Origin of the sequence: Pseudomonas wadenswilerensis (genome assembly GCF_900497695.1) — a bacterium.
GTDB lineage: Bacteria > Pseudomonadota > Gammaproteobacteria > Pseudomonadales > Pseudomonadaceae > Aquipseudomonas > Aquipseudomonas wadenswilerensis.
This window is the reverse complement of the sequence record NZ_UIDD01000010.1, coordinates 403,697-430,191: the sequence shown is the minus strand read 5'-3', so window position 1 is coordinate 430,191 and position 26,495 is coordinate 403,697. Positions and strand designations below refer to the sequence as shown.

The 26,495-nt window shown below is 63.0% G+C and carries 29 protein-coding genes; 11 read left to right on the top strand and 18 right to left on the bottom strand.

Annotation, left to right across the window (positions count from 1 at the left end; genetic code table 11):
* Positions 1 to 77 precede the first annotated feature (77 nt).
* Positions 78 to 842 (bottom strand): AraC family transcriptional regulator, encoded by a 765-nt coding sequence (locus tag CCOS864_RS20845; RefSeq protein ID WP_115088170.1) that lies wholly within the window; start codon positions 840 to 842, stop codon positions 78 to 80.
* A 135-nt stretch (positions 843 to 977) separates the two neighbouring features.
* On the opposite strand from CCOS864_RS20845, the gene CCOS864_RS20840 reads away from it, so the two are divergent.
* Positions 978 to 1,817: a UDP-2,3-diacylglucosamine diphosphatase gene (locus CCOS864_RS20840; protein ID WP_115088169.1), complete on the top strand. Its 840-nt coding sequence runs from the start codon at positions 978 to 980 to the stop codon at positions 1,815 to 1,817.
* On the opposite strand, the gene CCOS864_RS20835 is transcribed toward CCOS864_RS20840, so the two are convergent.
* Together CCOS864_RS20835 and CCOS864_RS20830 are read right to left on the bottom strand one after the other, a co-directional pair.
* Positions 1,791 to 2,384, bottom strand: a complete 594-nt coding sequence (locus tag CCOS864_RS20835) for an HD domain-containing protein (RefSeq protein WP_115088168.1) — start codon at positions 2,382 to 2,384, stop codon at positions 1,791 to 1,793. The two genes, CCOS864_RS20840 and CCOS864_RS20835, sit on opposite strands and share 27 nt — an antisense overlap.
* A gap of 96 nt (positions 2,385 to 2,480) precedes the next feature.
* On the bottom strand, positions 2,481 to 2,792 hold the full coding sequence (locus CCOS864_RS20830; RefSeq protein ID WP_115088167.1) for an Mpo1-like protein: 312 nt from the start codon (positions 2,790 to 2,792) through the stop codon (positions 2,481 to 2,483).
* Positions 2,793 to 2,953: 161 nt separating this feature from the next.
* Here CCOS864_RS20830 and CCOS864_RS20825 point away from each other — a divergent pair, with 161 nt between their 5' ends.
* Positions 2,954 to 4,033 (top strand): AraC family transcriptional regulator, encoded by a 1,080-nt coding sequence (locus CCOS864_RS20825; RefSeq protein WP_115088166.1) that lies wholly within the window; start codon positions 2,954 to 2,956, stop codon positions 4,031 to 4,033.
* Here the strand turns inward: CCOS864_RS20825 and CCOS864_RS20820 are convergent.
* Positions 3,990 to 5,444: a TrkH family potassium uptake protein gene (locus CCOS864_RS20820; RefSeq protein ID WP_115088165.1), complete on the bottom strand. Its 1,455-nt coding sequence runs from the start codon at positions 5,442 to 5,444 to the stop codon at positions 3,990 to 3,992. The two genes, CCOS864_RS20825 and CCOS864_RS20820, sit on opposite strands and share 44 nt — an antisense overlap.
* Positions 5,445 to 5,544: 100 nt before the next feature.
* Here CCOS864_RS20820 and CCOS864_RS20815 point away from each other — a divergent pair, with 100 nt between their 5' ends.
* Positions 5,545 to 6,099 (top strand): NAD(P)H nitroreductase, encoded by a 555-nt coding sequence (locus CCOS864_RS20815; protein ID WP_115088164.1) that lies wholly within the window; start codon positions 5,545 to 5,547, stop codon positions 6,097 to 6,099.
* Positions 6,100 to 6,222: 123 nt separating this feature from the next.
* Here the strand turns inward: CCOS864_RS20815 and CCOS864_RS20810 are convergent, their stop codons facing one another.
* The 6 genes from CCOS864_RS20810 to CCOS864_RS20785 all read right to left on the bottom strand — a co-directional run bounded on the left by CCOS864_RS20810 (position 6,223) and on the right by CCOS864_RS20785 (position 10,277).
* On the bottom strand, positions 6,223 to 7,557 hold the full coding sequence (locus CCOS864_RS20810; RefSeq protein ID WP_115088163.1) for a sensor histidine kinase: 1,335 nt from the start codon (positions 7,555 to 7,557) through the stop codon (positions 6,223 to 6,225).
* Positions 7,558 to 7,620: 63 nt separating this feature from the next.
* The gene (locus CCOS864_RS20805) at positions 7,621 to 8,037 is read right to left on the bottom strand and encodes a Spy/CpxP family protein refolding chaperone (protein ID WP_115088162.1); all 417 of its coding nucleotides are present in this window, start codon (positions 8,035 to 8,037) and stop codon (positions 7,621 to 7,623) included.
* A 119-nt stretch (positions 8,038 to 8,156) separates the two neighbouring features.
* The gene (locus CCOS864_RS20800) at positions 8,157 to 8,834 is read right to left on the bottom strand and encodes a response regulator transcription factor (RefSeq protein WP_115088161.1); all 678 of its coding nucleotides are present in this window, start codon (positions 8,832 to 8,834) and stop codon (positions 8,157 to 8,159) included.
* A 7-nt stretch (positions 8,835 to 8,841) separates the two neighbouring features.
* Positions 8,842 to 9,246 carry an SH3 domain-containing protein gene (locus CCOS864_RS20795; RefSeq protein ID WP_115088160.1) on the bottom strand — a complete coding sequence of 135 codons (405 nt, stop codon included), beginning with the start codon at positions 9,244 to 9,246 and terminating at the stop codon, positions 8,842 to 8,844.
* Positions 9,247 to 9,367: 121 nt separating this feature from the next.
* Positions 9,368 to 9,667, bottom strand: coding sequence for a YciI family protein (locus CCOS864_RS20790; protein WP_115088159.1), 300 nt, complete (start codon positions 9,665 to 9,667; stop codon positions 9,368 to 9,370).
* Between the two features lies 1 nt (position 9,668).
* Positions 9,669 to 10,277: a septation protein A gene (locus tag CCOS864_RS20785; RefSeq protein ID WP_205125916.1), complete on the bottom strand. Its 609-nt coding sequence runs from the start codon at positions 10,275 to 10,277 to the stop codon at positions 9,669 to 9,671.
* Between the two features lie 66 nt (positions 10,278 to 10,343).
* On the opposite strand from CCOS864_RS20785, the gene CCOS864_RS20780 reads away from it, so the two are divergent.
* From CCOS864_RS20780 to CCOS864_RS20755, 6 genes are all read left to right on the top strand, one after another.
* Positions 10,344 to 11,207, top strand: coding sequence for a PHP domain-containing protein (locus CCOS864_RS20780; RefSeq protein WP_115088157.1), 864 nt, complete (start codon positions 10,344 to 10,346; stop codon positions 11,205 to 11,207).
* A 13-nt stretch (positions 11,208 to 11,220) separates the two neighbouring features.
* A complete protein-coding gene (locus CCOS864_RS20775; protein ID WP_115088156.1) occupies positions 11,221 to 11,850 on the top strand; it encodes an L-threonylcarbamoyladenylate synthase in 630 nt (209 codons plus the stop codon).
* Between the two features lie 128 nt (positions 11,851 to 11,978).
* On the top strand, positions 11,979 to 12,677 hold the full coding sequence (locus CCOS864_RS20770; protein WP_166675712.1) for a segregation and condensation protein A: 699 nt from the start codon (positions 11,979 to 11,981) through the stop codon (positions 12,675 to 12,677).
* A 15-nt stretch (positions 12,678 to 12,692) separates the two neighbouring features.
* Positions 12,693 to 13,472: an SMC-Scp complex subunit ScpB gene (gene scpB / locus CCOS864_RS20765; protein WP_115088154.1), complete on the top strand. Its 780-nt coding sequence runs from the start codon at positions 12,693 to 12,695 to the stop codon at positions 13,470 to 13,472.
* Positions 13,473 to 13,622: 150 nt separating this feature from the next.
* Positions 13,623 to 14,750 carry a 23S rRNA pseudouridine(2605) synthase RluB gene (gene rluB / locus CCOS864_RS20760; RefSeq protein WP_115088153.1) on the top strand — a complete coding sequence of 376 codons (1,128 nt, stop codon included), beginning with the start codon at positions 13,623 to 13,625 and terminating at the stop codon, positions 14,748 to 14,750.
* A gap of 625 nt (positions 14,751 to 15,375) precedes the next feature.
* A complete protein-coding gene (locus CCOS864_RS20755; RefSeq protein ID WP_115088507.1) occupies positions 15,376 to 16,797 on the top strand; it encodes an amino acid permease in 1,422 nt (473 codons plus the stop codon).
* Between the two features lie 45 nt (positions 16,798 to 16,842).
* Here CCOS864_RS20755 and CCOS864_RS20750 read toward each other — a convergent pair whose 3' ends face one another.
* The 6 genes from CCOS864_RS20750 to CCOS864_RS20725 form a co-directional block, all read right to left on the bottom strand.
* A complete protein-coding gene (locus CCOS864_RS20750) occupies positions 16,843 to 17,970 on the bottom strand; it encodes a DUF1120 domain-containing protein (protein ID WP_115088152.1) in 1,128 nt (375 codons plus the stop codon).
* A gap of 87 nt (positions 17,971 to 18,057) precedes the next feature.
* Positions 18,058 to 20,520, bottom strand: a complete 2,463-nt coding sequence (locus CCOS864_RS20745) for a fimbria/pilus outer membrane usher protein (RefSeq protein WP_115088151.1) — start codon at positions 20,518 to 20,520, stop codon at positions 18,058 to 18,060.
* Complete coding sequence (locus CCOS864_RS20740) at positions 20,517 to 21,233, bottom strand: fimbria/pilus chaperone family protein (RefSeq protein ID WP_115088150.1); 717 nt, start codon at positions 21,231 to 21,233, stop codon at positions 20,517 to 20,519. Before CCOS864_RS20740 ends, CCOS864_RS20745 begins: the two co-directional genes overlap by 4 nt.
* A 137-nt stretch (positions 21,234 to 21,370) precedes the next feature.
* Positions 21,371 to 22,063, bottom strand: coding sequence for a DUF1120 domain-containing protein (locus CCOS864_RS20735; protein ID WP_244211940.1), 693 nt, complete (start codon positions 22,061 to 22,063; stop codon positions 21,371 to 21,373).
* Between the two features lie 68 nt (positions 22,064 to 22,131).
* Positions 22,132 to 22,767 (bottom strand): DUF1120 domain-containing protein, encoded by a 636-nt coding sequence (locus CCOS864_RS20730; RefSeq protein WP_115088148.1) that lies wholly within the window; start codon positions 22,765 to 22,767, stop codon positions 22,132 to 22,134.
* Between the two features lie 164 nt (positions 22,768 to 22,931).
* Positions 22,932 to 23,585: a DUF1120 domain-containing protein gene (locus tag CCOS864_RS20725; RefSeq protein ID WP_115088147.1), complete on the bottom strand. Its 654-nt coding sequence runs from the start codon at positions 23,583 to 23,585 to the stop codon at positions 22,932 to 22,934.
* Positions 23,586 to 23,951: 366 nt separating this feature from the next.
* Here CCOS864_RS20725 and CCOS864_RS20720 point away from each other — a divergent pair, with 366 nt between their 5' ends.
* Positions 23,952 to 24,266, top strand: coding sequence for a helix-turn-helix domain-containing protein (locus tag CCOS864_RS20720; RefSeq protein ID WP_115088146.1), 315 nt, complete (start codon positions 23,952 to 23,954; stop codon positions 24,264 to 24,266).
* A 327-nt stretch (positions 24,267 to 24,593) separates the two neighbouring features.
* Positions 24,594 to 25,007 (top strand): alternative ribosome rescue aminoacyl-tRNA hydrolase ArfB, encoded by a 414-nt coding sequence (arfB, locus tag CCOS864_RS20710; RefSeq protein ID WP_115088144.1) that lies wholly within the window; start codon positions 24,594 to 24,596, stop codon positions 25,005 to 25,007.
* On the opposite strand, the gene CCOS864_RS20705 is transcribed toward arfB, so the two are convergent.
* Both CCOS864_RS20705 and CCOS864_RS28610 read right to left on the bottom strand, forming a co-directional pair.
* Entirely contained in the window at positions 25,001 to 26,200 is a 1,200-nt protein-coding gene (locus tag CCOS864_RS20705) for an MFS transporter (RefSeq protein WP_115088143.1), read from the bottom strand. The two genes, arfB and CCOS864_RS20705, sit on opposite strands and share 7 nt — an antisense overlap.
* A 100-nt stretch (positions 26,201 to 26,300) precedes the next feature.
* On the bottom strand, positions 26,301 to 26,429 hold the full coding sequence (locus CCOS864_RS28610; protein WP_258578902.1) for a hypothetical protein: 129 nt from the start codon (positions 26,427 to 26,429) through the stop codon (positions 26,301 to 26,303).
* Between the last annotated feature and the right edge of the window lie 66 nt (positions 26,430 to 26,495).

Here is a 26,495-nt window from a genome sequence, read left to right as displayed (position 1 = left end):
GAGATCCTTGTGGTAGGCCAGGGCAGCGGCGCCAGTTTACGAGCCGGGCGCTGGCGCTGTCTGTCGCGGTCCTCGCGTCAATTGTCTGCAGAGTCGCGCCGCAGGGCGCCGGGGGAGCGGCCAAAGGCCTTGAGCATGGCGGCGGCAAAGGCGCTTTGCGAGCTGTAGCCGACCTGGCAGGCAATCTCGCCGATCGGCAAGCAGGTATCGCGCAGCAGTTGCCGTGCACGCAGCAGGCGGCGCTGACGCACATATTCCATGGGCGTGACCCCGCATTCGGCCATGAACCGCGCATGCAGGCGCGCGCTGGACAGCCCGGCCAGGCGCGCCAGGTCGGCCACCTGCAGCGGGTAGGCGGCGTTCTGCTCGATATGGGCGTCGAAGCGCGCGTAGGGCAGTGACCTTGTTGTCGCCGCCCGCGATGCGTCACTGCTCAGGCTGGCCAGCAGCAATACCGCACCTTGCTGGGCAATCAGCGGATCGTTGATCGGGCTGGCCGCCAGCCAGTCGACCAGTTGCTGCTGGCGATGGTCCAGGTTCAATGGCCCGGCCCGCTCCAGCAGGCGCTGGCTGGCGTCCAGGTGCCCGCCCAGACACTGGCTCAGCCAATTGTCGGTGGGGATATCCAGCACCAGGCAGTCGCTGCCGGCAGCACTGCCGCAGGTGTGGTGGCGGCCGGCCGGGACCACCATCAGTGCCTGGCGGTCAAGCCGCGCGCCGCGGCCTTCGACCTCGAATTCCAGGCGCCCGCGCAGGCCGAACACCAGTTGCGGGTGTTCGTGGCTATGGGCGATCAGGTCGTGACGATAATGGCGCAGGGAAAGTATCGAGCCGCTGCTCATCGAAAGGTCCTCCGGCAATCGCCGCAGTGTACAGGCTGAGAGGCGGGCCGGGCATGTCATCAGATCGACACCTGGCGGTCACGGTCGATTCACCGCCGGTTGGCAAGCTGGCGCAAACCTTCCCGGAGCCTGCCGATGACCCGTGCCGAGCTTGCCAGACCCTCGCGCAAACAGCGCGTACGCACCTTGTGGATATCGGACGTGCACCTGGGTACCCGGGATTGCCAGGCCGAGCACCTGTCGCAGTTCCTCAAGGGCTACCAGGCGGACCGCATCTACCTGGTCGGCGACATCATCGATGGCTGGAAACTGCGTGGCGGCATGTACTGGCCCCAGGCGCACACCAACGTGATCCGCCGTCTGCTGACCATGAGCAAGCGCGGCACCGAAGTCATCTACGTCACCGGCAACCATGACGAGTTCCTGCGCCGCTATTCCAAACTGGTGCTGGGCAACATCCAGCTGGTCGACCAGGCCGAGCACCTGACCGCCGATGGCCGGCGCCTGCTGGTGATTCATGGCGACCAGTTCGACGTGATCACCCGCTATCACCGCTGGCTGGCGTTTCTGGGCGATTCGGCCTACGAGTTCACCCTGACCCTCAACCGCTGGCTCAACCACTGGCGTGCGCGCTATGGCTATGGTTACTGGTCGTTGTCGGCGTACCTCAAGCACAAGGTCAAGACCGCGGTCAGCTTCATCAGCGACTTCGAGGAGGCCATCGCCCATGAATGCGTCAAGCGCGGTTTTCACGGCGTGGTCTGCGGGCATATCCACCATGCCGAGATCCGCAAGGTCGGCGAGGTGGATTACCTCAACTGCGGCGATTGGGTCGAGTCGTGCACGGCGCTGATCGAGCACTGGGATGGCACTATCGAACTCTATCGTCTGGCGGACGCGCAAGCCGAAGCCGCCCGGCGCCTGGCCGGGCTCGAAGAGCTGGTTGATTCAGGCAGTGGCGGCGGGTTGTTGTAGCGCGGCCTTGTAGATCGACTGCCGGGGCTGGGCGAACAGGCGCTGCAGCATCGGTTCGAAGAAGCTCAAGGGCTGGCTGTCGTAGCCCGGATCGAACGCCGCCGCATCGTAGCGGGCGCAGAACTCGATGGTTTGCTGGTACTGCGGATGGTCCTGGAATTGTTCGCGCAGGTGCCGGTCCATGCCCAGGTGGTGGAAAAAGTAGTAACCCTGGAAGACCCCGTGTTTTTCCACCATCCACAGGTTTTCCGGGCTGATGAAGGGCTTGAGGATGGCGGCGGCGATGTCCGGATGGTTGTAGCTACCGAGGGTGTCGCCGATGTCGTGCAGCAGTGCGCAGACTACATATTCCTCATCGCGCCCGTCGCGCCAGGCGCGGGTCGCGGTTTGCAGGGAGTGGCTCAGGCGGTCGATGGGAAAGCCGCCAAAGTCGCCGTCGAGCAGGCGCAGGTGCGCGAGGATGCGATTGGCCAGCTGGCTGGTATAGGCCCTGAAATCATCGGCGATGATTGCCCAGTCCTGCTCGGTACCGTCCTGCATGTGGATAAAACGGGCCTGCTGATTCATCGGCACTCCGAAGCGCGGTGTTTCAGGGCACTCTACCCCCACCATCGGTCGGGGCAGTGGCCGCGCGGGACGGGTTTCTGACCTTGCGGGCCGAAATCAGAAGCTGACCTTGCCGCGCAGCATGTCGCGGTACATGGCAAAGTCGCCGATCAGGCTGTACAGCGGGTGCTTGAAGGTGGCCGGGCGGTTTTTCTCGAAGAAGAAGTGGCCGACCCAGGCAAAGCCGTAACCGGCAAAGGGCAAGGCCAGCAGCAAAAGCCAGTTGCCGCTGCCCAGGGCAAAGGCGAGCAGGGCGATGACCAGGCTGGTACCGACAAAGTGCAGGCGACGGCAGGTGGGGTTGCTGTGCTCGCCCAGGTAGTAGGGGTAGAACTCGGCAAAACTGCGAAATTGCTGAGGGCTGTTCACGACACTGCTCCAGGGTCTGGTCGATCTGACGAAGATACACGGCGTGGAGCCTGATCTGAGTCTAGAGTGAGTAACACTACAGAGCAGTGGCAATAGGCGCCAATTGAGTATCCTTTGAGTTCGCCGCAGGAGCGGCTTGTCGGTAAGAAAAGAAGCCAGCCATGAGCGAAAGAACCACTTCAGCAAGCTGGGCATCAGGGATCGTCAAGGCACTCGAACTGGAAGGGCTCGATTGCCGTGCCATGTTCAAGCAGCTCGGCCTGGATTTCGCCGCGCTCGATGACCCCGACGCACGTTTTACCCAGGATTCGATGACCCGCCTCTGGCAATTGGCGGTCGAGCTCTCCGGCAACCAGGCGATCGGCCTGAACATGGCGCGGGTGGTGCGCCCGGCATCCTTTCATGTGGTCGGCTATGCGTTGATGTCGAGCCGCACCCTGGCCGAGGGTTTCGAGCGGCTGGTGCGTTATCAGCGGATCATCGCCGAAAGCTCCGACCTTAGTTTCCGTCTGGAGCCCGACGGCTATGCGCTGGTTCTTACCGTTCATGGCGATCACCTGCCGCCCACCCGACACAGCGCCGAAGCCTCGCTGGCCTGCGCCCTGTCGCTGTGCAGCTGGCTCAGCGGGCGGGTGATACAGCCGCGGCGGGTGCTGATCCAGGGGCCGCAGCCCAGGGACCTGACCCCTTACAAGACGGCATTCCATGCCCCGCTGGTATTCAGCGCGCCCTACGATGCGCTGGTGTTCGAACGTGCCGACATGGAGGCACTGCTGCCGACTGCCAACGAAGCCATGGCTGTACTGCACGACCGTTTTGCCGGCGAATACCTGGCGCGCTTCTCGGAAAGCCGGGTCACCCACCGCGCACGCCAGGTGCTGTGCCGGGTCTTGCCCCAGGGCGAGCCCAAGCGCGAAACCATCGCCCAGGCCTTGCACCTGTCCCAGCGCACCTTGCAGCGGCGATTGCAGGAGGAGGGCACGAGCTTTCAGACGCTGTTGGACGATACCCGCCGCGAGCTTGCCGAGCAGTACCTGGCGCAAGCCAGCATGACCCTGCTGGAAGCCGCCTATCTTCTGGGGTTCGCCGACCCGAGCAACTTCTTCAGGGCGTTTCGCCGCTGGTTCGATATCACCCCGGGCGAGTACCGGGCGCGTTTGAGCGGGGCCGCGGCGGCCCCGGTAGAGAACGAGTCGGTCAGTGACGCCAGAACGCAGGCATACACAGCACCAGCACCGTAATGATCTCCAGACGGCCGAGCAGCATGCCGAACGCCAGGATCCACTTCGCCGCATCCGGCAGGGTGGCGAAGTTGCCGGCCGGGCCGATGGTTTCGCCCAGTCCCGGGCCCACTCCGGACACGGTACTGGCGGCGCCGGTCAGCGCGGTCATCCAGTCCACACCCAGCAGCGACAGGGCCAGGGCGATGACACAGATGGTGATGGCGAAGAAGAACGAGAAGGTCAGGATCGAACGCACGATCTCTTCATCGAGACGGTGGCCGTTGTATTTCTGCTTGATCACCGCCCGTGGGTGGATCAGCTGATTCAAGTTGGCCTTGAGCAGGATGTAGGCGACCTGGAAGCGGAAGATCTTGATGCCGCCGGCGGTCGAGCCCGAACAACCGCCAACGAAGCCCAGGTAAAAGAACAGCATCAGCGAGAAATTGCCCCACAGGCTGTAGTCGCCCAGGGCAAAGCCAGTGGTGGTGACCACCGAGGTCACGTTCAGGGCCACGTGACGCAGGGCGTCGAGCCAGTGCAGGTTGGTGGTGGCCCAATACCAGGTGCCCAGTACCAGCCAGGTCGCTACCAGCATTGCCAGCAAACCCTGAACCTGCTGATCCTTGATCAATGCCTTGCGATTGCCACGAATGGTCGCCACGTACAGGGCGAACGGCATACTGCCGAGAATCATCACCACCACCGCGACCCAGTGCACCGCCGGCATGTCCCACTTGGCCAGGGACTGGTCGGAGGTGGAGAAACCGCCGGTGGAGATCGCCGACATGGCGTGGTTGATCGCATCGAAGGGGTTCATGCCGGCCAGCCAGAAGGCCAGGGCGCCCAGGGTGGTGATGCCGATGTACACCAGCACGATCGACTTGGCGACCATGTGCGAGCGCGGCATGACCTTTTCCGAGCGGTCCGAGGATTCGGTCTGGAACAGGCGCATGCCACCGATACGCAGCAGTGGCAGGATCGCCACGGCCATGGCGATAAAGCCGATACCGCCGAGCCAGTGCAGCAGCGAGCGCCACATCAGGATGCCCGGTGACATGTTGTCCAGGCCGCTAAGCACGGTGGCGCCGGTGGCGGTGATGCCGGACATGCTTTCGAAAAAGGCGTCGGTGTAGCTGATGTGCTGGGTCAGCAAAAACGGCAGGGCGGCGAAAATGCACACCACCAGCCAGCTGCTGACCGTCAGCAGGTACATGTCGCGCGGGCGCAGGTGCACATGCTCGGGGCGGCCCTGAATGACCAGGGCAAGGCCTGCAATAAAGGTGATCATGCTGGCCCAGAGAAACGACGGCAGGTCGCCCGTGCGGTCGAAGATCACCAGGGTGGCCATGGGCACAACCATGCTGATCGCCAGGGTGATCAGGAAGATGCCGATGATGAAACCAATGATCCTTAAGGTCGGCAACGCCATGTGATCTGCTCTGACTCGAAACGGAAGGGCGCCATTCTACCTATGGCCCCCTTTAAGTAAACGCTAGAATAGCCCGACATTTATTCACAAGGGGTAGCCAATGGAGGCTCTCGACGCATTGCTCAACCGTGTTTCGGTCCCACGCCTGATGGAGCCGGCACCCAATGCCGCACAACGCGAGGCGCTGTTCCAGGCCGCGCTGCGGGCGCCGGACCACGGCCAGTTGCGGCCCTGGCGCTTTTTGACGGTAGAAGGCGAGGCGCGGACGAAGCTTGGCGAACTGCTCGCCGAAGCGGTAACGCTCAACGGTGAGGCAAGTGAGGCGGCGCTGGACAAGGCCCGGGCCATGCCATTGCGGGCGCCGTTGCTGGTGGTTGTGGTAGCGCGCCTGCAGGATCATTTCAAGGTGCCGGCATCCGAGCAGCGTCTGGCGGCCGGTTGTGCCGCCCACGGTATTCTGCTGGCAGCCCATGCCCAGGGCATCGGCGCGGTGTGGCGCACCGGTGAGCTGTCGTACAGCAAGCATGTGGCCAAGGGGCTGGGGCTGGCGGATAACGAAGAGATCATCGCCTTCCTGTACCTGGGTACCCCGCAGCATGAGCCGCGCACGGCGCCAGTGCTGGCGACGGCTGACTTCGTCAGCGCCTGGGGGTAAGTTTTTGCAGGGGCTGTGCCGCCCCTATCGCCGGCAAGGCCGGCTTCCATAGTGGACCTGTGTGCACCGGACCTGTGGGAGCTGGCTTTGCCAGCGATGGGCTGCGCAGCAGCCCCGGCATTCTCAAGCCTTGCCCGGCCCGACTAGCGGCAATTCCAGCCTGGCCACAAACCCGCCTTCCGGGTGATTGCCCAGGCTCAGGTTGCCGCCGTGGCGCTCCGCCGCCTTGCGCGCAATGGCCAGGCCCAGGCCGTGGCCGGCGGCGCTTTGCCCGGGCGCACGGTAGAACGGCTCACCCAGTTGCGCCAAGTGCTCCGCGGCCACTCCCGGCCCGTGGTCACGCACGCTCAGCACTATCTTGTCGATATCCCGTACCCCGGTAATTTCAATCGGTTGCCCAACCGGATTGAAACGCACGGCGTTGCGCAACAGGTTATCCAGCGCCCGTTCCAGTAGCGTCGGCCAGCCTTGCAGGTTGAGCCCGGTTTCATGCTGCAGCTGGATGTCCTGCTCCGGCGCGCCCAATTGCGCGTCCTTGTGCACGGAGGCCAATAGCGCATCGAGGTCCACCGGCTCGGCCCGCGCCTGCTCGGCATCGACCCGCGCCAGCACCAGAATCTCGCTGATCAGCGCTTCCAGGCGGTCGCATTCACGGGTAAGGCGTGGCCACAGGGCCTGGCGCTGCTCGGGTTCGGCACGTTCAGCCAGGGCCAGGGCGACGCGCAGGCGCGCAAGGGGCGAGCGCAGTTCGTGGGAAACGTCGCGTAACAGCTGGCGCTGGCTGCCGATCAGGCTCTGCAGCCGTGCACCCATGCGGTTGAAATCGTTGGCCAGCACGCCGAACTCGTCACGGCGGTTGGCCAGGCGCGCCAGGCTGTTCTGCTGGTAGGTGGTCTGCCCCAGGTCATGCACGGCGCCGCGCAGGCGGCTCAGCGGGCGGGTGATCGACAGCGTCACCAACAGGCTGAACAGGGTCAGCACCACCAGGGCGATCCCCAAGGCACTCAACGGCCAGAGCAAGCTGTCACGGTGCCAGGCGTCCAGCTCCGGGTGCGGGATGCGATAGATCAGCAGGTAGGTCTCACCGCTGTCGGGGCTGGTGTATTCCTCGGTCAGCCGTCGCCATGGCAGGCGCCGGTCATCATTGTGGCGGCGCGCCTCGAAGGCGGCTGCGCGGCGCGGGAAGGTGCCGGGAACCACCGCATCGCCACTGTCGTTGAGCACCTGCACATCGATGTTGTAGCGGCGCTTGCGGTGTTCCAGGTAGTGCTGGGCATATTCCGGCCCTTGCTGCTCATAGCGCTGGGTCCAGTTCTTGGCCAGGGTGTTGAGTCCCGGGTGGCGGCTGAGAATCCAGGCGTCCTGGTTCAACATGTGGCCGAGCAGGATCGACAGCCCGGCAACCAGGGCGATGGCCAGCCAGAAACTGGCCAGGACGCGCCAGAACAATGAACGCAAAAGAGGCACCTCTAACGGAAAAAGCCCGGCCTGCTGGGGCAGGCCGGGCGGGTGGCTGACAGCTTACTGGGCCTTGTTGGCTTTTTCAGCTTTCCAGGCTTTGAACTCGGCCCATTCGGCGCGGCGCTCGTCCTGCTTCTTCGTCATCTCGTCAAACTGCTTTTGCTGTTCAGGTTTGAGCAGGGCGCGAATTTCGGCCTGGGTTTTGTCTTTCTTGGCTTTGAGCTCGTCTTTCAGAGCCTTCTGGTCAGCGGCCGGGAGCTTTTCCAGGTAGCGCTGGGTGATTTCGTGGCGGCTTTTCATCTGCTCGCCCATCAGCGTGCCGATCTGCTGGCGCTGTTCACGGCTCAGGTCCAGCTGGGCGAAAGGCGCTCCACCGCGGTGGTGCTCGCCGTGACGCGGGCCGCCGGCATCTGGCATGGCCATGGCGACGGTGGGCAGGGCGGCAGCGAACATCAGGGCGATAAGGGTCTTGCGCATGGTGACTCTCCTTTCTGAGGCCGGTCGTTACCGGATGTGCCCAGTCTAGGGAGATCAAGGTCAGCGGCGGTCAGGCAAGGGTAAAGCTTGGGTAAAGATGCCGGCGCGCCGCGCTGACATTACAGGCTGTAGTAGTAACCGCGGCTGCGCAGGGCGACGATGCGCGGGCGGCCATCGGCGTGCGGGCCGATTTTCTTGCGCAGGTTGCTGACATGCATGTCCAGGCTGCGGTCGTACAGGGTCAGCTTGCGGCCCAGGGCGAGCTGCGCCAGTTCCTGCTTGTCCAGCGGCTCGCCGGGCTGGCGCAGCAGCGCTTCGAGGATGCGGCTTTCGGAGAGGGTCAGGGTCAGTTCGTGCTCGTCGATGCTGACCACGCCACGGGCCGGGCTGAAGCACAGGTCGCCGATTTCCACCTGGCTGGGCGTCGCATTGGGGTGGCTGCGGCGCAGCACGGCGCGCAGGCGGGCGGTGAGTTCGCGCGGATCGCAGGGTTTGGCCAGGTAATCGTCAGCGCCCAGCTCCAGGCCGAGAATCCGGTCCAGCGGCTCGCCACGGGCCGAAAGCATCAGCACTGGCAGTTCGGCGTGTTCGCTGCGCAGTTGCTTGAGCAGCTCCAGGCCGCTGCCATCGGGCAGCATCACGTCCAGCACGACAGCGGCCGGCGCCTGTTCGGCCAGCGCTTTACGGGCGCTATGACCATCGTGGCAGGCGCGTACCACGAAACCTTCCTGGGTCAGCCAGCTGCCGAGCAGCTCGCAGAGTTCCTGGTCATCATCAATCAGTAACAGCTCGCTCATGACTCACTCAATTCAACCATTGCCGACGCTTTCTGTGTCCGCCACTGGCAAAGATACCGCAGAGTGCCGCAAACAGGGCAACTGCGCCACCAATCAAAAACCATTGTTGCTGGTCGGTGATGAGTTTCGGCGCAGCGCTGGCCTGCAATTCCTTGAGCGCCAGTTTCAGGCGCTGGTTTTCCTGGCGCAGGCGGGTGAGCTGAGCGCTTTCGCGTTCGCTGTCGGCGTTGTGCAGTTGCTGGACCAGGGTTTCACGCAGGCGCTCGCTTTCCTTCAGGCGCTGTTGCAGCTCGGTGATCTGGCTGCCGGCACTGAGCGACAGCGGGGTGCTGGAGCTGGCGGGCTCTTCGGCCTGGGCCAATGGGGTCAGCAGCAACAGGCACAGCAGCAGGGACAACGGACCTTGACGCATCGGAACTCCTGATTCCATTGGATGGTTCAGGAGGTTGTCGGCCATCGGGCGAGAATAATGAGCAATTGCGAAGAGAAAGCTGCAAAGGGCGGTGCGCCGGCTCGGCCACCGCCCTTGGGCATTACGGCAGGACTTGCTTGAACGGCTTGACGATGACGTTGGCGTAGACGCCGGCGGCAATATACGGGTCGGCGTCGGCCCAGGCCTGGGCGGCGCTCAGCGAATCGAATTCGGCGACGATCAGGCTGCCGCTAAAGCCTGCGGCGCCCGGGTCGTTGCTGTCGATGGCCGGGTGCGGGCCGGCCAGGACCACGCGGCCTTGTTCCTTGAGCTGCAGCAGGCGCTCGATATGCGCCGGGCGTGCGGCCAGGCGTTTTTCCAGCGAATCGGCTACGTCTGTGGCAATGATGGCGTAAAGCATGTCATTCCTCGTGCTTGGGAGTGGAAGGCGGGGTGGTGGGGTCGCTGTCGTGCAGGTGACGGGACAGGTAGACGCCCTGGGCCACCAGGAACAGCACGGTCATGCCCAGGCTGCCGAATACCTTGAAGTCGACCCAGATGCTCTGGAAGGTGAAGGCGACGAACAGGTTGGCCGCGCCGCAGAACAGGAAAAAGCCGATCCAGGCGATGTTCAGGCGCGTCCATACTGGCTCCGGCAGGGCCAGGGCGTGACCCATGATGCGCTTGATCAGCACCCGGTCACCGATGAAGTGGCTGCCGGTGAAGGCCAGGGCGAACAGCCAGTTGACCACCGGCGCCTTCCATTTGAGGAAGGTTTCACTGTGGAAGGCCAGGGTCAGGCCACCGAACACCAGGCAGGCGACCAGGGTCAGCCACTGGCCTTTCTCCAGCTTGCGCTGACGAAGGAACAGGGCGCCGTAGACCACCAGCGAGCTGATGATCAGCATCGCCGTGGCGCTGTAGATGCCACCGAGCTCGAAGTTGTGCCCGGCGAATTCGACAGCGCGCGGTTCGAGCTTGTAGACGATGAAGAACAGGAGCAGCGGGATGAAATCGATGAATTGTTTCACAGTGGCAGCCAGAAGCAGGATGTGACGGCATAATAACAAACATCAATGACAGCGAAAGCGCCACCTATGAATGTTGATCTGCACTGCCACAGTACGGCCTCCGACGGCGCCTTGTCGCCAACGGTCCTGGTCGCCCGGGCCCATGAGCACGGCGTGCGGATGCTCTCGCTGACCGACCACGACACCCTCGAAGGCCAGCTCGAAGCCCGCGCTGCCACCCAGGCCCTGGACATGCAGTGGGTCAGCGGCATCGAGCTGTCGTGCACCTGGGGCGGGGCGACCATCCACATACTGGGTTACAACTTCCCCCTCGACGCCACGCCTTTACAGGCCGCCGTCGAGTCGCTGCACCGTGGCCGCTGGCTGCGCTCGGAAGAAATCGACCGACGGTTGGCGCTCAAAGGCATGAAAGGTGCGCTCGACGGCGCCCGGGCCATTCAGCAGGAGTTGGGCGACAGCGGCAATGCCCCGGCGCGCCCGCATTTTGCCGAGTACCTGGTGCGCGCAGGCTACGTAAAAGACCGCGCCGAGGCGTTTCGCAAGTGGCTGGGGGCCGGCAAGCTGGGTGATGTGAAACTGCACTGGCCGACGCTGGAAGAGACCGTCGAGACCCTGCGCGAGTCCGATGCCTGGGTCAGCCTGGCCCACCCGATGCACTACGATTTAACCCGCAGCAAGCGCCGCCGGCTGATTGCCGACTATATTCAAGCAGGCGGGCAGGCACTGGAAGTGGTCAACGGCATGATGCCGGCTGAACAGGTAGGCACCCTGTCGATCCTGGCCCGTGAATTCGGTCTGCTGGCCAGTGCCGGCAGTGATTTCCATGGCCCTGGCACCTGGGGCGAGATCGGTGTCTACCGGCCATTGCCAGAGGACCTGCCACCACTGTGGCGCCGATTCAAACATGAGCAGCCTATCGCGGCAGTCTGAACAGGAAGAGAACGTGAGTCAGTTTTTCCAGATTCATGCGGAAAACCCGCAACCGCGCCTGATCAAACAGGCCGTCGAAATCATTCGCAAGGGCGGCGTGGTGGTCTATCCAACAGACTCCTCCTACGCCATGGGTTGCCAGATCGGCGACAAGAACGCCATTGAACGGGTTCGCCGCCTGCGCCAGCTGGACAAGAACCACAACTTCACCCTGATCTGTTGCGACCTGTCGCAGATGGGCCTGTTCGCCAAGATCGACACGGCTACCTTCCGCCTGCTCAAGGCCCATGTGCCAGGGCCGTATACCTTCATCCTCAACGCCACCCGCGAAGTGCCGCGCCTGCTGCTGCACGAAAAGCGCCGCACCATCGGCCTGCGCGTGCCGTCCAACCCGATTGCCCTGGCCCTGCTCGAAGAACTCGGCGAGCCGCTGATGAGCGTCAGCCTGATCATGCCCGGCGAAGACGAGCCGATGACCGACCCCTACGAGATCCGCCAGGCCCTGGAACATCACGTCGACCTGATCATCGATGGCGGCTTTGGTGACCTCAAGGCCTCGACCGTGATCAACCTGGCCGGCGATGAACCGGAAGTGATCCGCGTCGGTTGCGGCGACCCTGCGCCGTTCATGGTCGAAGCGTGAGCCAGGCCACCACCACCGAACCGAGCATCGACCCGCAAGCAGGCGCCCAGCAGGAACTGCCGCTGGTACTGGTGTATGGCGAAGCCATGACCGAGATGCCGGTGGACCTGTACATTCCGCCGGATGCCCTGGAAGTGTTCCTCGAGGCTTTCGAAGGCCCGCTGGACCTGCTGCTGTACCTGATCCGCAAGCAGAACGTCGATATCCTCGACATCCCGGTAGCGGAAATCACCCGCCAGTACATGGGCTACGTCGAACTGATGAAGACCGTGCGTCTGGAACTGGCCGCCGAGTACCTGGTGATGGCGGCGATGCTTGCCGAGATCAAGTCGCGGATGCTGCTGCCGCGCTCCGTCGAGGTCGAGGAAGAGGAAGCCGACCCGCGCGCCGAGCTGATTCGCCGTCTGCAGGAATACGAACGCTTCAAGGCTGCCGCCGAAGGCATCGATGGTCTCAGCCGGGTCGGCCGCGAGGTGATCGTGCCGCGCCTGGACGCGCCGCAGGCGAAGGCGCGCAAGCTGGTGCCCGAGGTCAGCCTGGAAGAGCTGCTGGTGTCGATGGCCGAAGTACTGCGCCGCGGTGATCTGTTCGAAAGCCACCAGGTCAGCCGTGAGGCGCTGTCGACCCGCGAACGCATGAGCGAAGTGCTCGAGCGCCTCAAGGGGGGCGGCTTCGTGCCCTTCGTCGAACTGTTCACGGCCGAGGAAGGCAAGCTCGGGGTGGTGGTGACTTTCATGGCGATTCTCGAACTGGTCAAGGAATCCTTGATCGAACTGGTGCAAAATGAGCCTTTTGCGCCGATCCATGTCCGCGCCCGCGCCGAGTAACAACTGAGCAAGCCCATGAACCTGAATGAACCGCGCGACCTGGCGCCCCTGCTCGAGGCTTTTTTGCTGGCCTCGGGTAAACCGCAATCCCTCGAGCGCCTGTACGAGCTGTTCGAGGAAGCCGAGCGCCCGGAGCCTGCGGTGTTCAAGAAGGCTCTGGAGGTGCTGCGCAAGTCCTGCACCGGCCGCGCCTTCGAGCTCAAGGAAGTGGCCTCGGGTTTCCGTTTGCAGATTCGCGAGGACTACGCGCCCTGGGTCGGCCGGCTGTGGGAAGAGCGCCCGCAGCGCTACTCCCGGGCACTGCTGGAGACCATGGCGCTGATCGCCTACCGCCAGCCCATCACCCGCGGCGAGATCGAAGATGTGCGCGGTGTGGCGGTCAACACCAACATCATCAAGACCCTGCTCGAGCGCGAGTGGATCCGTATCGTCGGTTACCGTGAAGTGCCCGGCAAACCGGCAATGTTCGCTACCACCAAGGCTTTTCTCGACCACTTCAACCTGAAGAATCTCGACGAGCTGCCGCCACTGGCCGAACTGCGCGAGATGGAGCCGGAACCCGAACCGCTTCTGGAGCTGGACGACGCGCCGGTGCCAGCGCATTTGCAGGCCCTGGCCGATGCCAGCGCCGAGCCGGAAGAGCCCCAGGAAGAAACCAGCTTCCGCAGCTTGCTGACCGAGCTGGACGCCATGGAAGAAGGGCTGAAGACCGATTTCGATGACCTGATCGACGAGGCGCCTGTCGACCTCGACGCCGAACCACTGGAAACCGAACCGCAAATGCCGCGCGAGTAACTTCAGCCGCTGGGCGCGAAGCGCCGGCAACTTTTACAATTTCGGCTAGTCTCAGGTGCGTTCACGCCGCGATCAGCGTATGATTCGCGACCCTTTTTGGCGCTTGTCCGCCATACCAGATTTTTGTAAATACACCGGGAGGTGCCCAGCATGAGTGAAAAAGACCTGCAAGAAACCCAGCCATTGCCGCCATCAGGCGAGAAACTGCAAAAAGTTCTCGCCCGTATCGGTGTGGGTTCGCGCCGTGACGTCGAGGCCTGGATCAGCCAGGGCCGGATCAAGGTCAATGGCGTCAATGCCAGTCTTGGCCAGCGTGTCGACCTGCACGATGCGATCTCGGTCGACGGCCGCGTGATCAAGCGCGAAGAAGCCGCTGAAACCGTGCGCCGGGTGATCATGTACAACAAGCCCGACGGCGAGATCTGCACCCGTGACGACCCGGAAGGCCGTCCGACCGTGTTCGACCGCCTGCCACGGCCGAAAGAAGGCCGCTGGATCAATATCGGCCGCCTCGACATCAACACCACCGGCCTGCTGATGTTCACCACCGACGGTGAGCTGGCCAACCGCCTGATGCACCCGTCCTACGAAATGGACCGTGAGTACGCAGTGCGCGTGCGTGGTGAAGTCGACGAAGACATGATTGCCCGCCTCAAGGCCGGTGTCGTGCTCGAAGACGGCCCGGCGCGTTTCACCGATATCCAGGAAGCCCCTGGCGGTGAAGGCTTCAACCATTGGTACCACTGCGTGGTGATGGAAGGCCGCAACCGTGAAGTACGCCGCCTGTGGGAATCCCAGGGCCTGGTGGTCAGCCGCCTGAAGCGCGTGCGTTTCGGTCCGGTGTTCCTCAATTCCGACCTGCCGATGGGCCGCTGGCGCGAAATGAGCCAGCAGGAAGTCGACATCCTCGCCGCCGAAGTGGGCCTGACCCCGGTGGCCATGCCGGCACTGAACCACAAGAGCAAGGACAAGCTCGAGCGCCTGCAGCGCAAGTCCACCCGTCCTTTGGGCCGTGGTGAGCGCGTGCGTAACCTGCGTCCGGCTCAGGATGGCGCTGCTACCGGCGAGCGCCCTGCGCGCCAGCCCCGGGGTGAAGCCGAGCGTCCGGTTCGTCAGCCGCGTGGCGACGAGCGTCCAGCCCGTCAACCGCGTGGCGAGGCCCCACGCAAGGACAGCGGCCGTGGCAGCACCGTGGCCGAGCGCCCGAGCGACATGAACAAGCGCGGCAAGCCGGCGCCCAAGCGTCCGGGCAGCACCCGCAACAAGCCGCGCCCGTAAGTCGGGTGGGGTAGGAGCCAACCTTCGGGTTGGCTTTTTTTTGCCCGAATTTCCTTGTCTTACAGACACTTCCGTAAGGTGTGGCAAGTTTTTAAACCACCTTGTAAATAAATCGTTACAAATACTGGCCGATAAGCGGGCCTTCGGTGCAGATTTTCCCCGCTGTAAACAGAACTTGCCGGAACGCCCGGGCCAGGGCGCTTTACGTGCCCGTCAACGGCTTGTTCGCAAGCCCTGGGAACGGTGAGATAGGCGCCATTGCCGTGTGCAAAGCCGGGCCGGAGAGCCGGGCATTCAATAAGAACAAATGGAGGCGCCATGTACGCCAATTACCCCCCCAGGCTAGAACCCTTCCTCAGGACCGGTGCGTTTTGTCGTCAGACAGTTACGCAACGTGTTGACCCCTGCGCGTCTGTAGGGGTATACAATGCGCCGCGTTTTAACTGTGACCCCAATGCGTACCGCGCACTCTTGCTGACACCCGGCTGATTCGCCCACGGCTTTTGCCCTGGATGGGCAGCAGTTGTCCAAGATCTTCAAGGTAATCACCTTGTTAATTCCGCTGCGCCACGAGCGCGGTGGGTCCGATTCCGTCACAGATAAAAACAAGCAGGTGACTTCGTTCATGAGTGGACAAAACACACATTCAGGCGAGCTGAAACGCGGCCTGAAAAATCGCCATATCCAGTTGATCGCCCTGGGCGGTGCAATCGGTACCGGGCTGTTCCTGGGTTCGGCCGGGGTGATGAAGTCGGCGGGCCCGTCGATGATCCTCGGCTATGCGATCTGTGGCTTCATCGCCTTCATGATCATGCGCCAGCTCGGCGAGATGATCGTCGAAGAGCCGGTGGCCGGTTCCTTCAGTCACTTCGCGCACAAATACTGGGGCGGTTTCGCTGGCTTCCTGTCGGGCTGGAACTGCTGGATGCTGTACATCCTGGTGGGTATGTCGGAACTCACCGCGGTCGGCAAGTACGTGCACTACTGGTGGCCGGAGATCCCGACCTGGGCCTCGGCGGCTGCCTTCTTCATCCTGATCAACGCGATCAACCTGGCCAACGTCAAAGTGTTCGGCGAGGCCGAGTTCTGGTTCGCGATCATCAAGGTCCTGGCCATCGTCGGCATGATCGCCCTGGGCAGCTGGATGCTGGCCAGCGGTAGCGGCGGCCCGCAGGCTTCGGTGAGCAACCTGTGGGAACACGGCGGCTTCTTCCCCAATGGCGTCAGCGGCCTGGTGATGGCCCTGGCGATCATCATGTTCTCTTTCGGCGGCCTGGAAATGCTCGGTTTCACCGCAGCCGAAGCCGAAAAACCGAAGACCGTGATCCCCAAAGCGATCAATCAGGTGATCTACCGTATCCTGATTTTCTACATCGGTGCCCTGGTGGTGCTGCTGTCGCTGACCCCATGGGACAGCCTGGTCACCAGCCTCGATGCGGCCGGTGGTACCTATGGCGCCAGCCCGTTCGTGCAGGTTTTCTCGCTGCTGGGCAGTGATGTTGCCGCACACATCCTCAACTTCGTGGTCCTGACCGCGGCGCTGTCAGTGTACAACAGCGGTACCTATTGCAACGCGCGCATGCTCTACGGCATGGCCGAGCAGGGCGATGCCCCGGCGGGCCTGGCGAAGATCGACAAGCGCGGCGTGCCGGTGCGTTCGATCATGGCTTCGGCTGCGGTGACCCTGGTTGCGGTGCTGCTCAACTACTTCATCCCGCAGCATGCGCTGGAACTGCTGATGTCGCTGGTGGTTGCCGCCCTGGTGATCAACTGGGCAATGATCAGCTACTCGCACCTGAAGTTCCGCCAGCACCTGAACAAGACCGGCCAGACCCCACTGTTCAAGGCCCTGTGGTACCCCTATGGCAACTACATCTGCCTGGCCTTCGTGGTGCTGATCCTGGGCATCATGCTGCAGATCCCGGGCATCCAGATTTCGGTCTATGCGATTCCGGTCTGGCTGCTGGTGATGGGCGTGTGCTACAGCCTGAAAACCAACCGCAGCAAAGCGGCGGCCGCGGCAACCCCGGCATCGCTTAAACGCTGATTCACCCGGTTGAAAAAAACGCCCCGCTCTGCGGGGCGTTTTTGTTTACAGGTAGATGATCTCGATCGTGGCCGAGCCGTCGAGGTGGATGTCCTGGCGGTTGTCCAGCTCGTCGGTGGCAGCGATCACCGGCATGATGTTGATCGGCGTGCTCAGGTGGCGGATGGCGATCGGGCCGCTAATGTTGTTCTCGACATCGTTGAAGCCGAGCAGGGTGGTGGTGGTCAGCGGTTTGCTGGTACTGCCCGCGGTGCTCCAGCCCGTGCCGCGGGTCGACTGGGTGACGTACACCGCCGGCAACTGGTCGGCGCTGATGTGCAGCGGGTCGATCTGCACCTCATACAGGCCGATCTTGTTCTCGCTGGCATCACGGCCCAAACCATAGAAGTTAAGGGAGTCGACCACGGCGCTGCCATCGCGGTTGTCCTGCATCAGCAGGGCATAGCGCGCCGGGCTGTCGCACTGGATCGACAGGTTCAGCTGGCGCGTGGGCAGACGCGTGCGTTTGTCGCTGTTCAGGGTCTGCATGCTGATCTTGCCGTAATTCACCACCCCGCCCTGGGACAGCATCGGCGTGCAGGCCGCTGGCTGGATCTGCCATTGCAAGGCAAGTTCTGCATGGCTGCCGGGTAGCGGAGCAACGAACTGCCCGGTTGTACGGAACGCGGTCGACTCGCGCACTTCAAAGGCCTTGGCGGACAGTTCGGCTTCGAATACCAGGTTCAGGCTCAGGCTGCGGCCTTGCACCGCCTTGCCGGCGCGGACGGGGACAATGCCACTACGCGGTTGCCAGCCCAGCGAGCCACTGGCCGGGCCCGGTAGCGCGCCGGCCTGCTCGATCCGGGCCAGGTCGACTCGCTCGCCGTCGACAAAGGCATCCTCGGCACGCATTCGGTAGTGACCGCCAGCGGCCAGTTCGAAGCGCTCGGTATCCAGGGCATTGGCTGTGTAGAACAGGCTCAGGTCGGTGGGTTCGCTGCAGCTCAAGGTCAATTGGGCGGTTTTCTCCAGTAGCGCCAGGCCCGGGCTGCCGGGTTGCAGGCGGGTTCGGTCGAGGGTGCCATAGTCCAGCGGCGCCGGAGTGACGTGCAGTCGGCATTCGCCGGCAATGGCAGTCAGCGGCAGGCTGAAGAGAAGAAGCAATACAAGCTGGGAATTTTGCCGGGTGTTCATGATTTGACGCGTCCTCACCAGAGCGGTGTGTGGAAGGACGACACAACGTGTGGCTGCCGTCTGGCGTCATGTCGTCGCGAAAGGGCTTCAACTGCAGGTGCGTTGGACCTGGGTGTAGTAGCTGTCGCTGACGGCGACAGTGTCGGGGTCAAGGGTCACGCGGCACTCGCGGGCCTGGTGGTCGCTGACGATCAGGTGACCGATGTCGGCGCTGTTGTCGATGAACACCAGTCCGCCCGGTTGCACCAGGTTGATGAAGCGCCCGCGGTCGTCGAACACCGAAGCGCCACTGGCCAAGGGCTGGCCGCTGTCGTCGAGCAAGGTCAGCAGTACCCGTCGGGTACTCCAGGCCCGGAAACTCAGGCGCGGCACTGCCCCGCGACTGGCGTGCAGCACACCGGCACCCTGGTCGACATTGATGTGGGTCGGCAGGCTCTGGCTGTCTACCTCGACCGGGCTTTTGCCATAGGCGGCCAGCGAGGCGATTACCGCATTGCCGGCGTAATCGGTCCACACCGGCCCGCTGGGCGTGCTGGCCTTGACCCCGGAAGTGTCGGTGACCGAGAGGATCGCGAAGGTGTCGCGGATCGGGTAGGGCGAGGGTGTGATCCCGGCGCCATGTACCGCGATACCGCCGCGCAGGCCCAGGTTGTAGTTGGTGTTATCGCCATCGCCGCTGTAGTTCAGGTCCAGTTGGGTGTAGCGCGGTAACGCGGAAAGACCGGCGCTGGCCAGGGTGCTGGAATCGCCCGAACGGTGCTCGGCACCCAGGCGGTAGCCAAAGCTGTCGTTGACCTGTTCGTTGTAGGCAACGGTACTGGTGGTGCTGGTGTCGTTATGGCGCACGCTGCTGCGCAGGCGCCGACGACCATCCAGCGGGAGGCTGGCGCTGAAGTACAGGGCGTCGTCGTTGTAGCCATCGTTGCTTCCGAGGGCTTTTTCCACCGTCGCCGAGAGCGTTACACCGTTGTAGCTGTTGCCCCAGGACAGGAACAGCCGCTGGCTGCTGTCGTGCTCGTAATAAGTGGTTTGCGTGTAACCCAGATTGAGGCTGCCCAGGGTGTGGCTGGCCCAGCGCAGGCTGGTGCTGAACTGGTCGCGGTAGCTGGAGATGAGCTGATCGTTGTCGCGGTAGGTGTTGTCGAGCAATTCGCGGTAGCCGCGGCTGCGGTGGTTGCCGGCCACCAGGCTGCTCCATTGTTCGTGCAGTTGCCAGTTGAGCTGGCCGCCCAGTTGCGCACCTTGTTGATCAAGGCTGCTGGCGTGTGTGCCGATGGCAAAGACTTCAGCGCTGACCCGTGGCGTGAGCGCCGTGCCGAGGCTGGCGCCCAAGCTGCGATAGCCCTGGGCGAGGATCAGGCCGCTGCTCAAGCTTGAGGTATTACCCAGGGCGCCGGTCTGGCCCAGGCTCACCACCGCCGGGTCGTCCGTGCCATGACCATGACTGCGCACCACGCCGGCGCCGACACTGTAACCGCTTTGCGGGCGGGCGCTGGCCGCCAGGCTGGCCGGCACGCGAAAGCGCCGTTGCTCGCCATTGGTCTCGATCACCGTTACTTCCAGGTCCGAGCGCGAGGTAATGCGCGGTATGTTAGTGAGGGTGAAGGGCCCGGGCTGCACCACCGTGCTGTACAGCAAGGCGCCGTTCTGGTGCACCTCGACCCGCGCCTGGCTGTTGGCGATGCCTTGTACGCTGGCGGTGTCCAACTGTGATAGCAGGCCGTACTCGGGAGTGACCTGCGCACCGATGATCTGCGCCCCGTTGAGCACCGGGTTGACCAGGCTGATCTCGCCGGCCTGGAACAGGCTGCGCTGCTGGGCGAAGCTGCGTTGCACATAGGTGTCGAGCATCTCGCTGCGCACCTTGCCGTCGAAGCGGCTGTGCACCTGGCGGCTGCGCAGGATCCAGTTGTCCAGGTTCACCCCCACTTCGGTGTTGGCTGCGGCATAACGGCTGGATTCACCGTCATAGCGGTTGAACGAGCCGAAGATGTCATAGTTCAACAACCCGGCGACACCGCCCTGGCTGTAGCCATCGGACCATTGTCGTTCGTCCCGCAGCGCCTGGTCCGGCACGAACAACCGCACTTGGTGCTGACCGGGTTGCAATTCGACCTGGGCCTGGGGGAAGGCCGTGCCCAGGGCCCGGCAGTCCGGGTCGGTGGGCATGTCCTGTTCATCCAGGGTGGTGGACCATTCGGCGGGTTGGCGCAGCCCTGCGAAGGCCAGCAAGGCGTCATCGACGCACAGGCTGCCATCTTCGCCGAAACGCGCCTGGGTGGTGCCCTTGTCGCGGCCGTTGACGCTCAGGCTGACCTGCTGGCGCCCAGGCGGGAAGCGCGTTTGCCGGCCGAACAGAGCGGCAAGTTTAGGGTCGATACCGCGCTGGCGCAGTACCTCCTGGTCGAACACGCTGTGCTCCGGCGGGGTGGGTTCATTGGCCGCGCGCGCCGGCTTGAAAGTCTCAAGGCCCAGCAGGGTGAGACACAACCCCAGTATCAATTGCTCGCGCGGACGGGGTTTGCCAATGGCATCAACGATGACCTTCACAGGATGCTTGCCTCATAGGGATCGACCGCAAAGCCATAGACCGTGGCCGGTTGAAAGCGCACGGTGTTGGCCGCGGCGGCGGCATCAGGCAAGTCGAGGGTGATGGTTTCGTTGGCCAGCACGTAGGTGCGGCCAAGGTCCAGGGCGTGCTGGCCGGGCAGCAGTTTCAGTTCCTGGGCCAGGCGCACCACGTAGGGCGTGTTGTTCTCCACCCGCAGCTGTTTGCCGTCGATGCGCCAGGCCAGGCCTTTCCAGGGTTCGCTGTTGCGCGCCAGGCCCTTGGGGTGAAGGATCACCGGCAGGTTCTGGCGCACGCCGAAGTTGACCCGCATAGCCCCGGGGTCACCCGGCGCGGTTTCGCGGATGCCTTCGAAGATCACCCGGCGCAGGCGTTGGGTCTGCAGCGGCTCGTTACCCACGTAGTGGAAGATCACCTGCTGCTCTTTGCCTGCCTCCACCCGGGCCACCGTGGGCTGCACCACCAGCAGGTTGTCGGTGTCTTCACTCGGGTTTTCGATAAATACCGCCAGCAGGGCGGCATGGGGGTCGGTGTTGGTGACCACGAAGTCGCTGCCGTTGGCGCGGGCTTCTTCAACGATCACCACCGAAGTCCGGGGCACCATACCGTCGGCGTGTGCCTGTATCAGAGGTAGGGTGCAGATGAGAATCGCAGGCAGCAGGCTGCCGGCAAAGGATTTGCACGCAATAGTCATGGTTGTAAGGTTCTTGTGCGGTGCCGAGCGCCGCTCCCCTCGAGTTGCATCCGGCAAGCTCGAAGCGGGGGAGTGCGCTGGCCGTGGAGTAGGACCGGGTCGCGAGAATCCTTGTTCACGACCCCTGGAGTGAGCGACTAGAGATAGACCAGCTCAACGGTCGTACTGCCGTCCAGCTCTACGCGGTCGCTGAAAGGCAGCTCCTTTTTGACATGACCATGAATGTTCATGACGACGCTCACGCTGCTCGCTGCTGAAGGCCTGGGCTCGACACCCGTGGAGAAGCCCAGTCGAAACTGCGGCCAGTACCCTGATTCTTCAACCATGCCGGTCGAGACAATCTTCCAGGAGTTGCCGGCGTCCATTGACTCCACGGTCGTGCCTTGCGCCCCATCGATCAGGACATCTTCGCTATTCCATCTGAGCCGGTATCCACCAATGTTCTGGTCCTGATGCTTGCCAAGACCGAACACTCCCCCGGGAGCGTCGCCGCTGTCTCGGCGGTTGTCACTGGCGATGAGGGCAAAGGTCGCCGGGGTGTTGCACTCAATGGAGAGGTTTAGCGACTTTGCAGGCAGCAGGTAGCCGTAAGAGATCTCTTCAAGCTCGGTTACCGCGAGGGAGCCATAATCAACCACACCGCCGTTGGCGAATGTCGGGGCACACGCCGATGGCGTAATGTTGCCGGTTACGGTCAGGTCTGTGGTCGCGGCCATGGCCGTGGCAGACGCCAGGCTCACAAGCACCGCAAGGGACAGTGCAGACTTTTTCACAACGCTTTCCTTCTGGTGTTGGCGGTTGCTGGTGGCCCGTATCGCGAATACGGTCATCCCCCCCCCAGGTAACGGGCAGCAGGGAGGGGATGGCGTTCGGCGGGCTCTTGTCTCAGCGGCGGGTGTTAGAGGTAGATGACTTCGATGGTCGCGCTGCCGTCCAGCTCCATGGCGCCGTTCAGGGTCAGGCCTTTGTTGATACTGCCGCGCACATCCATGGTTACGTTGACACTGGTTGCTGGCGTCGGGCCCAGGTTAGTGCCGCTGGAGAATCCTGTGAGCGTATTTGGCGCTCGCCCGGCGTCGAAAAGACCGCCGTTGATGACGTTGGTCCAGCTGTTGCCGCCATCCTCGGATACCAGGTTGAGGCCTTGTGCGCCGTCGACCACGGTGCTTTCGTACTGCCAGCTCATGCCGTATTGCCCGATCGACTGATCCTGGTGCTTGCCAAGCCCGAACAGCCACGGGCTGGCGGGGCTGCTGTCGCGGCGGTTGTCGTTGGCGATCAAGGCGAAGGTGGTCGGTGCGCTGCATTCAATGGCGAAGTTCAAGGACTTCGCCGGCAGGTTGTACTGGCTGGGGGTGTCTTCGAGGTCGGTCAAGGCGAGGCTGCCGTATTCGACCAAGCCGCCATTGCTCAAGGTCGGCGTGCAGGCGGCCGGGGTGATGATCCCGGTCACGGTCAGGTCAGTGGTGGCAGCCATAGCGTTGGCCGTTGCCAGGGACATCAGCACAGCAAGGGACAAGACGGAGTTTTTCACAACGGTTTTCCTTTTAAATGTTGGTGTTGGGTACTGCGAGGTGTCCCGTTTCGCGAGCGCAGTTGACCGCTCCCTGGCCAATGGCAGGGAAAAGTTTCGGGCGTTCGGCGGGATCTTTTATGCGGTCGGTGAAGGACCGCTACGCGTTTGCGTTCTGTGACCGGCTAGAGGTACTGCAGCTCGATGACCATGTGCCCATCCAGCAGCTCTTCGTCCAGATGTGTCATGTCGTTGCGCAGCCAGCCTGTAACCTCCAGGCGCAGGTTCAACTGCTCGGCGGCTGACGGGCTGCTCTGGCCGCGCCGGGCAAAGCCCAGGCGTGAGTCGGGCTTGTCGCCCAGGTGCTCGAAGCCGCCACCGGGCATACGAGTCCAGGTGCTGCCTTTGTCTTCGGAATAGAGGGTGTCGGCTGGCAGGCTGTCGAGGGTCGCGTCACTGTCCGCCCACACCGCGCTGTAAAAGCCCAGGGCCTCGCCGCTGGTGGTGGTGCCCAGACCGAAAGCCCTGGGCGCTGGCATCGAGGCGCTATCGCGGCGATTGCCGGTGGCTACCAGGGCGAAACGGGTTGGACGGTCGCAAACGACGGTGAAGGTCAGGTTGCGCGGCGGCAGGATCGAGTGATCGGGAATGACGGGTTGGGGAGGGAGTTCTGGCATGGAAATATTGCCGAAATCGACCTGGCCGCTTCCGGAAAGCGACGGCGTGCAGGCTGCCGGGGTGATGGTGCCGCTGATGTTGACGTCAGTACTGCTGGCATGTGCGCCAGCACTGACAAAGGTCAGCAGTGCGGTCAGGGTGCACAAACGTTTGGTGTTCATTGTTCGGTCCTTTGAAAATGAATGAACCTCCGTGCCGTTGTTGGTCTTATGCAGGAATCGGCAGCGGATGGCTCTTCAGGCAGCGCAAGGCAAGCTTGCTCTGCCAGTTACCAGGGACGAATCCCTGATCCTGTGTCATCCGTGACGATTTTTCACACGTTTTTGTTAGACGATAGAGCGTGCGAATGTTTGGTTTTATGTGCTTTGCTTGGCCTTGCCCAGGGTAAACAGCGGGAGCATAGTGCTCGGCAAGGCCGTCTGTGTTGTTCGGATGCCGGTTATGCCCAAAAAAATGTTCGTGTAAAGGGGTTTTGATTGAAAAATTGTGCAAATACTGCACCGAAATCGGCAGAGAGCGGAGAGCGATTGCGCCAGGAGCGTACCCGTCTGGGCTTGCGTCAGGATGATTTCGCCCAGCTTGGCGGGGTCAACCGCAATACCCAGGGCAGTTATGAAAAAGGCGAGCGCAACCCGGACGCCGCTTACCTGGCGGCGGTAGCAGGCGCAGGTGTCGATGTGCGATACGTGATTACGGGGGTGCGCACGATTGATGGTGGCGCTTCGTTGAACGAGCCGGAACAGCGATTGCTGGCTCAATACCGATCATTGGCTATCGCCGACCAAGAAGTTGTGCATAGAATTGTCGGGGCCATGCACGACGCGAAAGGTAGTGGCGCATAGCTATTATCTCAATTTTCCTACGAAACGCTCGGAACGGTCCTGGTGGGTCCGCAGGGAATTGCTCGTAACGTCGATGCATTCAGTCTCGTTAGGGAAGGGTGATCATGTCGGAGCATAAAACCTGCGCATTCAACACGGAAAGTGACGCTTCATCGGTGCAAGCCTTGAGCGAAGTCGAAAACGAGCTACTGATTTTGTTTCGCCAATTGTCCCCAGTTGATCAGGGCTGCGTGCACCGGGTGGCTGAGGTACTGTGCCAGGGGGCGGAGGGGGGGCGCTCGTGAACGCCGTTGAGCAACCGGCCTCATTGCTTTTAAAGGATTTACGATGTTGCAGTTATCCAACGCGGTGCAGATACCGGACGACGAGATCGAGTTGACCGCCATCCGCGCCCAAGGCGCCGGCGGCCAGAACGTCAACAAGGTCTCCAGTGCCGTGCACCTGCGTTTTGACACCCAGGCCTCATCGTTGCCGGCGTTCTACAAGGAACGCCTGCTGGCCCTGAGCGACAGTCGCATTACCCGTGACGGGGTGATCATCATCAAGGCCCAGCAGTATCGAACCCAGGAACAGAATCGTGCCGATGCCCTGGAGCGCCTGCGCGAACTGATCCTCTCAGCCATCAAGGTCGAGAAGGCGCGACGCCCGACCCGGCCGACCCTGGGTTCCAAGACCCGGCGCCTGGACACCAAGAGCAAGCGCGGGGCCATCAAGGCCGGGCGCGGCAAGATCGATTATTGAGACAGGTGCCGCGTTGGTTGCAGGCGGGCCTGGCGGTACAGATACAGGCTCAGTAACAGGCCGCAGAACGACGCGCCGGCAGCAAAGACAAAGATCGAAGCGAAGCCGAATCCGGCGGCAATCGCCCCGGCCAGTGGCCCGGTGATGCCCAGCGACAGGTCGATGAACAGCGAATAGGCGCCCACGGCCGCGCCGCGATTGGAGGCGGAGACCAGATTGACCGCTTCGACCCCCAGGGCCGGAAACACCAGCGAGAACCCAAAGCCGCTCAGCGCCGCACCGGCCAGGGCCAGCTCGGCACTCGGCGCCTGCCACAGCAACAGCAGGCCGAGGGTTTCCACCGACAGGCAGGCGATGGCGACCCGATAACCACCGATACGGTTGATCAGGTTGCCGAACAGCAGCCGGGCGCCAATGAAACAGGCGCCGAACAGGCTCAGGCACAGGGCGGCGTTGTTCCAGCTGTGGCTGGCGTAGTACAGGGTGATGAAGGTGGCGATGGTGCCGAAGCCGATCGAGCCCAGGGCCAGCCCCGAGCCATGGCCGAATACCCGGCCGAGCACGTGCAGAAACGGCAGGCGTTCACCGGCAACCACAGGGGCGGCGGTTTTCGGCCAGGCCAGGGCCAGGCCCAGCACGCACAGCAGCAAAATGCTGGCGCCCATGCTCCACAGGCCGAACTGCTGCACCAGCACCACGCCCAGCGGTGCGCCGATGGCCAAGGCGCCATAGCTGGCGATGCCGTTCCAGGAGATCACCTTGGCGGTGTGTTGCGCGCCCACCCGGCCAATGCCCCAACCGATCGAGCCCGAGCCAACCAGGCTTTCGGCGCTGCCCAGCACCAGGCGGCCGACCAACAGGCTGGCCAGGCTCAGCCATGGCGCATGTTGCAGCCACGCTGAAATCAGCATGAACACGCCGCTCAAGCCACAACCGGCCAGGCCGTAGAGCACGGCGCGCTTGCTGCCCAGATTATCGATGATGCGGCTGGCGTAGGGGCGGCTGAGCAGGGTGGCCAGGTACTGCACGCTGATCACCAGGCCCGCGACCACGGTGCCGAATCCCAGGTCGTTATGCACGTAGCCGGGCAGCACGGCCAGGGGGATGCCGATGTTCAGGTAGCCGATGAAGGTAAACAGGACGATGGAGACGACTTGCAGGGTGACCGCAAGGGAGCGCGGTGAGTCGGGCATGAGGGGGCTTTCGTAATGGAGGAATTCTTGACGGTGTGAAAACGTGTTGACGGGGTGGTCCCTGCATCAGCCGTTTTCACACAGTCTGATCGTTGCGCGATTATTCCTGGTCGGCGCTGGAAGTTTCGTCGCCGTCGTAGTCAGCCTGGGCTGGTTCGGCGCTGTGAGTGGCAGGAGTCTGCTCTTCTGGGTTCAGGCTTGGGAAGGGAAGATTCGGGATTTCATGCATCTCGTCGTTCCTCGCAAGTGTGTGGAAAGGCTGCGCAAGGCGCGCATGGGCTTGTGAAAGCCCGTG

Excerpts from the sequence above, each read along its gene's own strand:
- CCOS864_RS20805 (WP_115088162.1), bottom strand. The coding sequence starts at position 8,037 with ATGCGCAAGACCCTTATCGCCCTGATGTTCGCTGCCGCCCTGCCCACC.
- CCOS864_RS20800 (WP_115088161.1), bottom strand. The coding sequence starts at position 8,834 with ATGAGCGAGCTGTTACTGATTGATGATGACCAGGAACTCTGCGAGCTG.
- CCOS864_RS20750 (WP_115088152.1), bottom strand. The coding sequence starts at position 17,970 with ATGAACACCCGGCAAAATTCCCAGCTTGTATTGCTTCTTCTCTTCAGC.
- CCOS864_RS20705 (WP_115088143.1), bottom strand. The coding sequence starts at position 26,200 with ATGCCCGACTCACCGCGCTCCCTTGCGGTCACCCTGCAAGTCGTCTCC.
- CCOS864_RS20755 (WP_115088507.1), top strand. The coding sequence starts at position 15,376 with ATGAGTGGACAAAACACACATTCAGGCGAGCTGAAACGCGGCCTGAAA.
- CCOS864_RS20790 (WP_115088159.1), bottom strand. The coding sequence starts at position 9,667 with ATGCTTTACGCCATCATTGCCACAGACGTAGCCGATTCGCTGGAAAAA.
- CCOS864_RS20725 (WP_115088147.1), bottom strand. The coding sequence starts at position 23,585 with ATGAACACCAAACGTTTGTGCACCCTGACCGCACTGCTGACCTTTGTC.
- CCOS864_RS20740 (WP_115088150.1), bottom strand. The coding sequence starts at position 21,233 with ATGACTATTGCGTGCAAATCCTTTGCCGGCAGCCTGCTGCCTGCGATT.
- CCOS864_RS20735 (WP_244211940.1), bottom strand. The coding sequence starts at position 22,063 with ATGACCGTATTCGCGATACGGGCCACCAGCAACCGCCAACACCAGAAG.
- CCOS864_RS20835 (WP_115088168.1), bottom strand. The coding sequence starts at position 2,384 with ATGAATCAGCAGGCCCGTTTTATCCACATGCAGGACGGTACCGAGCAG.
- CCOS864_RS20815 (WP_115088164.1), top strand. The coding sequence starts at position 5,545 with ATGGAGGCTCTCGACGCATTGCTCAACCGTGTTTCGGTCCCACGCCTG.
- CCOS864_RS20780 (WP_115088157.1), top strand. The coding sequence starts at position 10,344 with ATGAATGTTGATCTGCACTGCCACAGTACGGCCTCCGACGGCGCCTTG.
- CCOS864_RS20840 (WP_115088169.1), top strand. The coding sequence starts at position 978 with ATGACCCGTGCCGAGCTTGCCAGACCCTCGCGCAAACAGCGCGTACGC.
- CCOS864_RS20845 (WP_115088170.1), bottom strand. The coding sequence starts at position 842 with ATGAGCAGCGGCTCGATACTTTCCCTGCGCCATTATCGTCACGACCTG.
- scpB (WP_115088154.1), top strand. The coding sequence starts at position 12,693 with ATGAACCTGAATGAACCGCGCGACCTGGCGCCCCTGCTCGAGGCTTTT.
- rluB (WP_115088153.1), top strand. The coding sequence starts at position 13,623 with ATGAGTGAAAAAGACCTGCAAGAAACCCAGCCATTGCCGCCATCAGGC.
- CCOS864_RS20820 (WP_115088165.1), bottom strand. The coding sequence starts at position 5,444 with ATGGCGTTGCCGACCTTAAGGATCATTGGTTTCATCATCGGCATCTTC.
- CCOS864_RS28610 (WP_258578902.1), bottom strand. The coding sequence starts at position 26,429 with ATGCATGAAATCCCGAATCTTCCCTTCCCAAGCCTGAACCCAGAAGAG.
- CCOS864_RS20825 (WP_115088166.1), top strand. The coding sequence starts at position 2,954 with ATGAGCGAAAGAACCACTTCAGCAAGCTGGGCATCAGGGATCGTCAAG.
- arfB (WP_115088144.1), top strand. The coding sequence starts at position 24,594 with ATGTTGCAGTTATCCAACGCGGTGCAGATACCGGACGACGAGATCGAG.
- CCOS864_RS20795 (WP_115088160.1), bottom strand. The coding sequence starts at position 9,246 with ATGCGTCAAGGTCCGTTGTCCCTGCTGCTGTGCCTGTTGCTGCTGACC.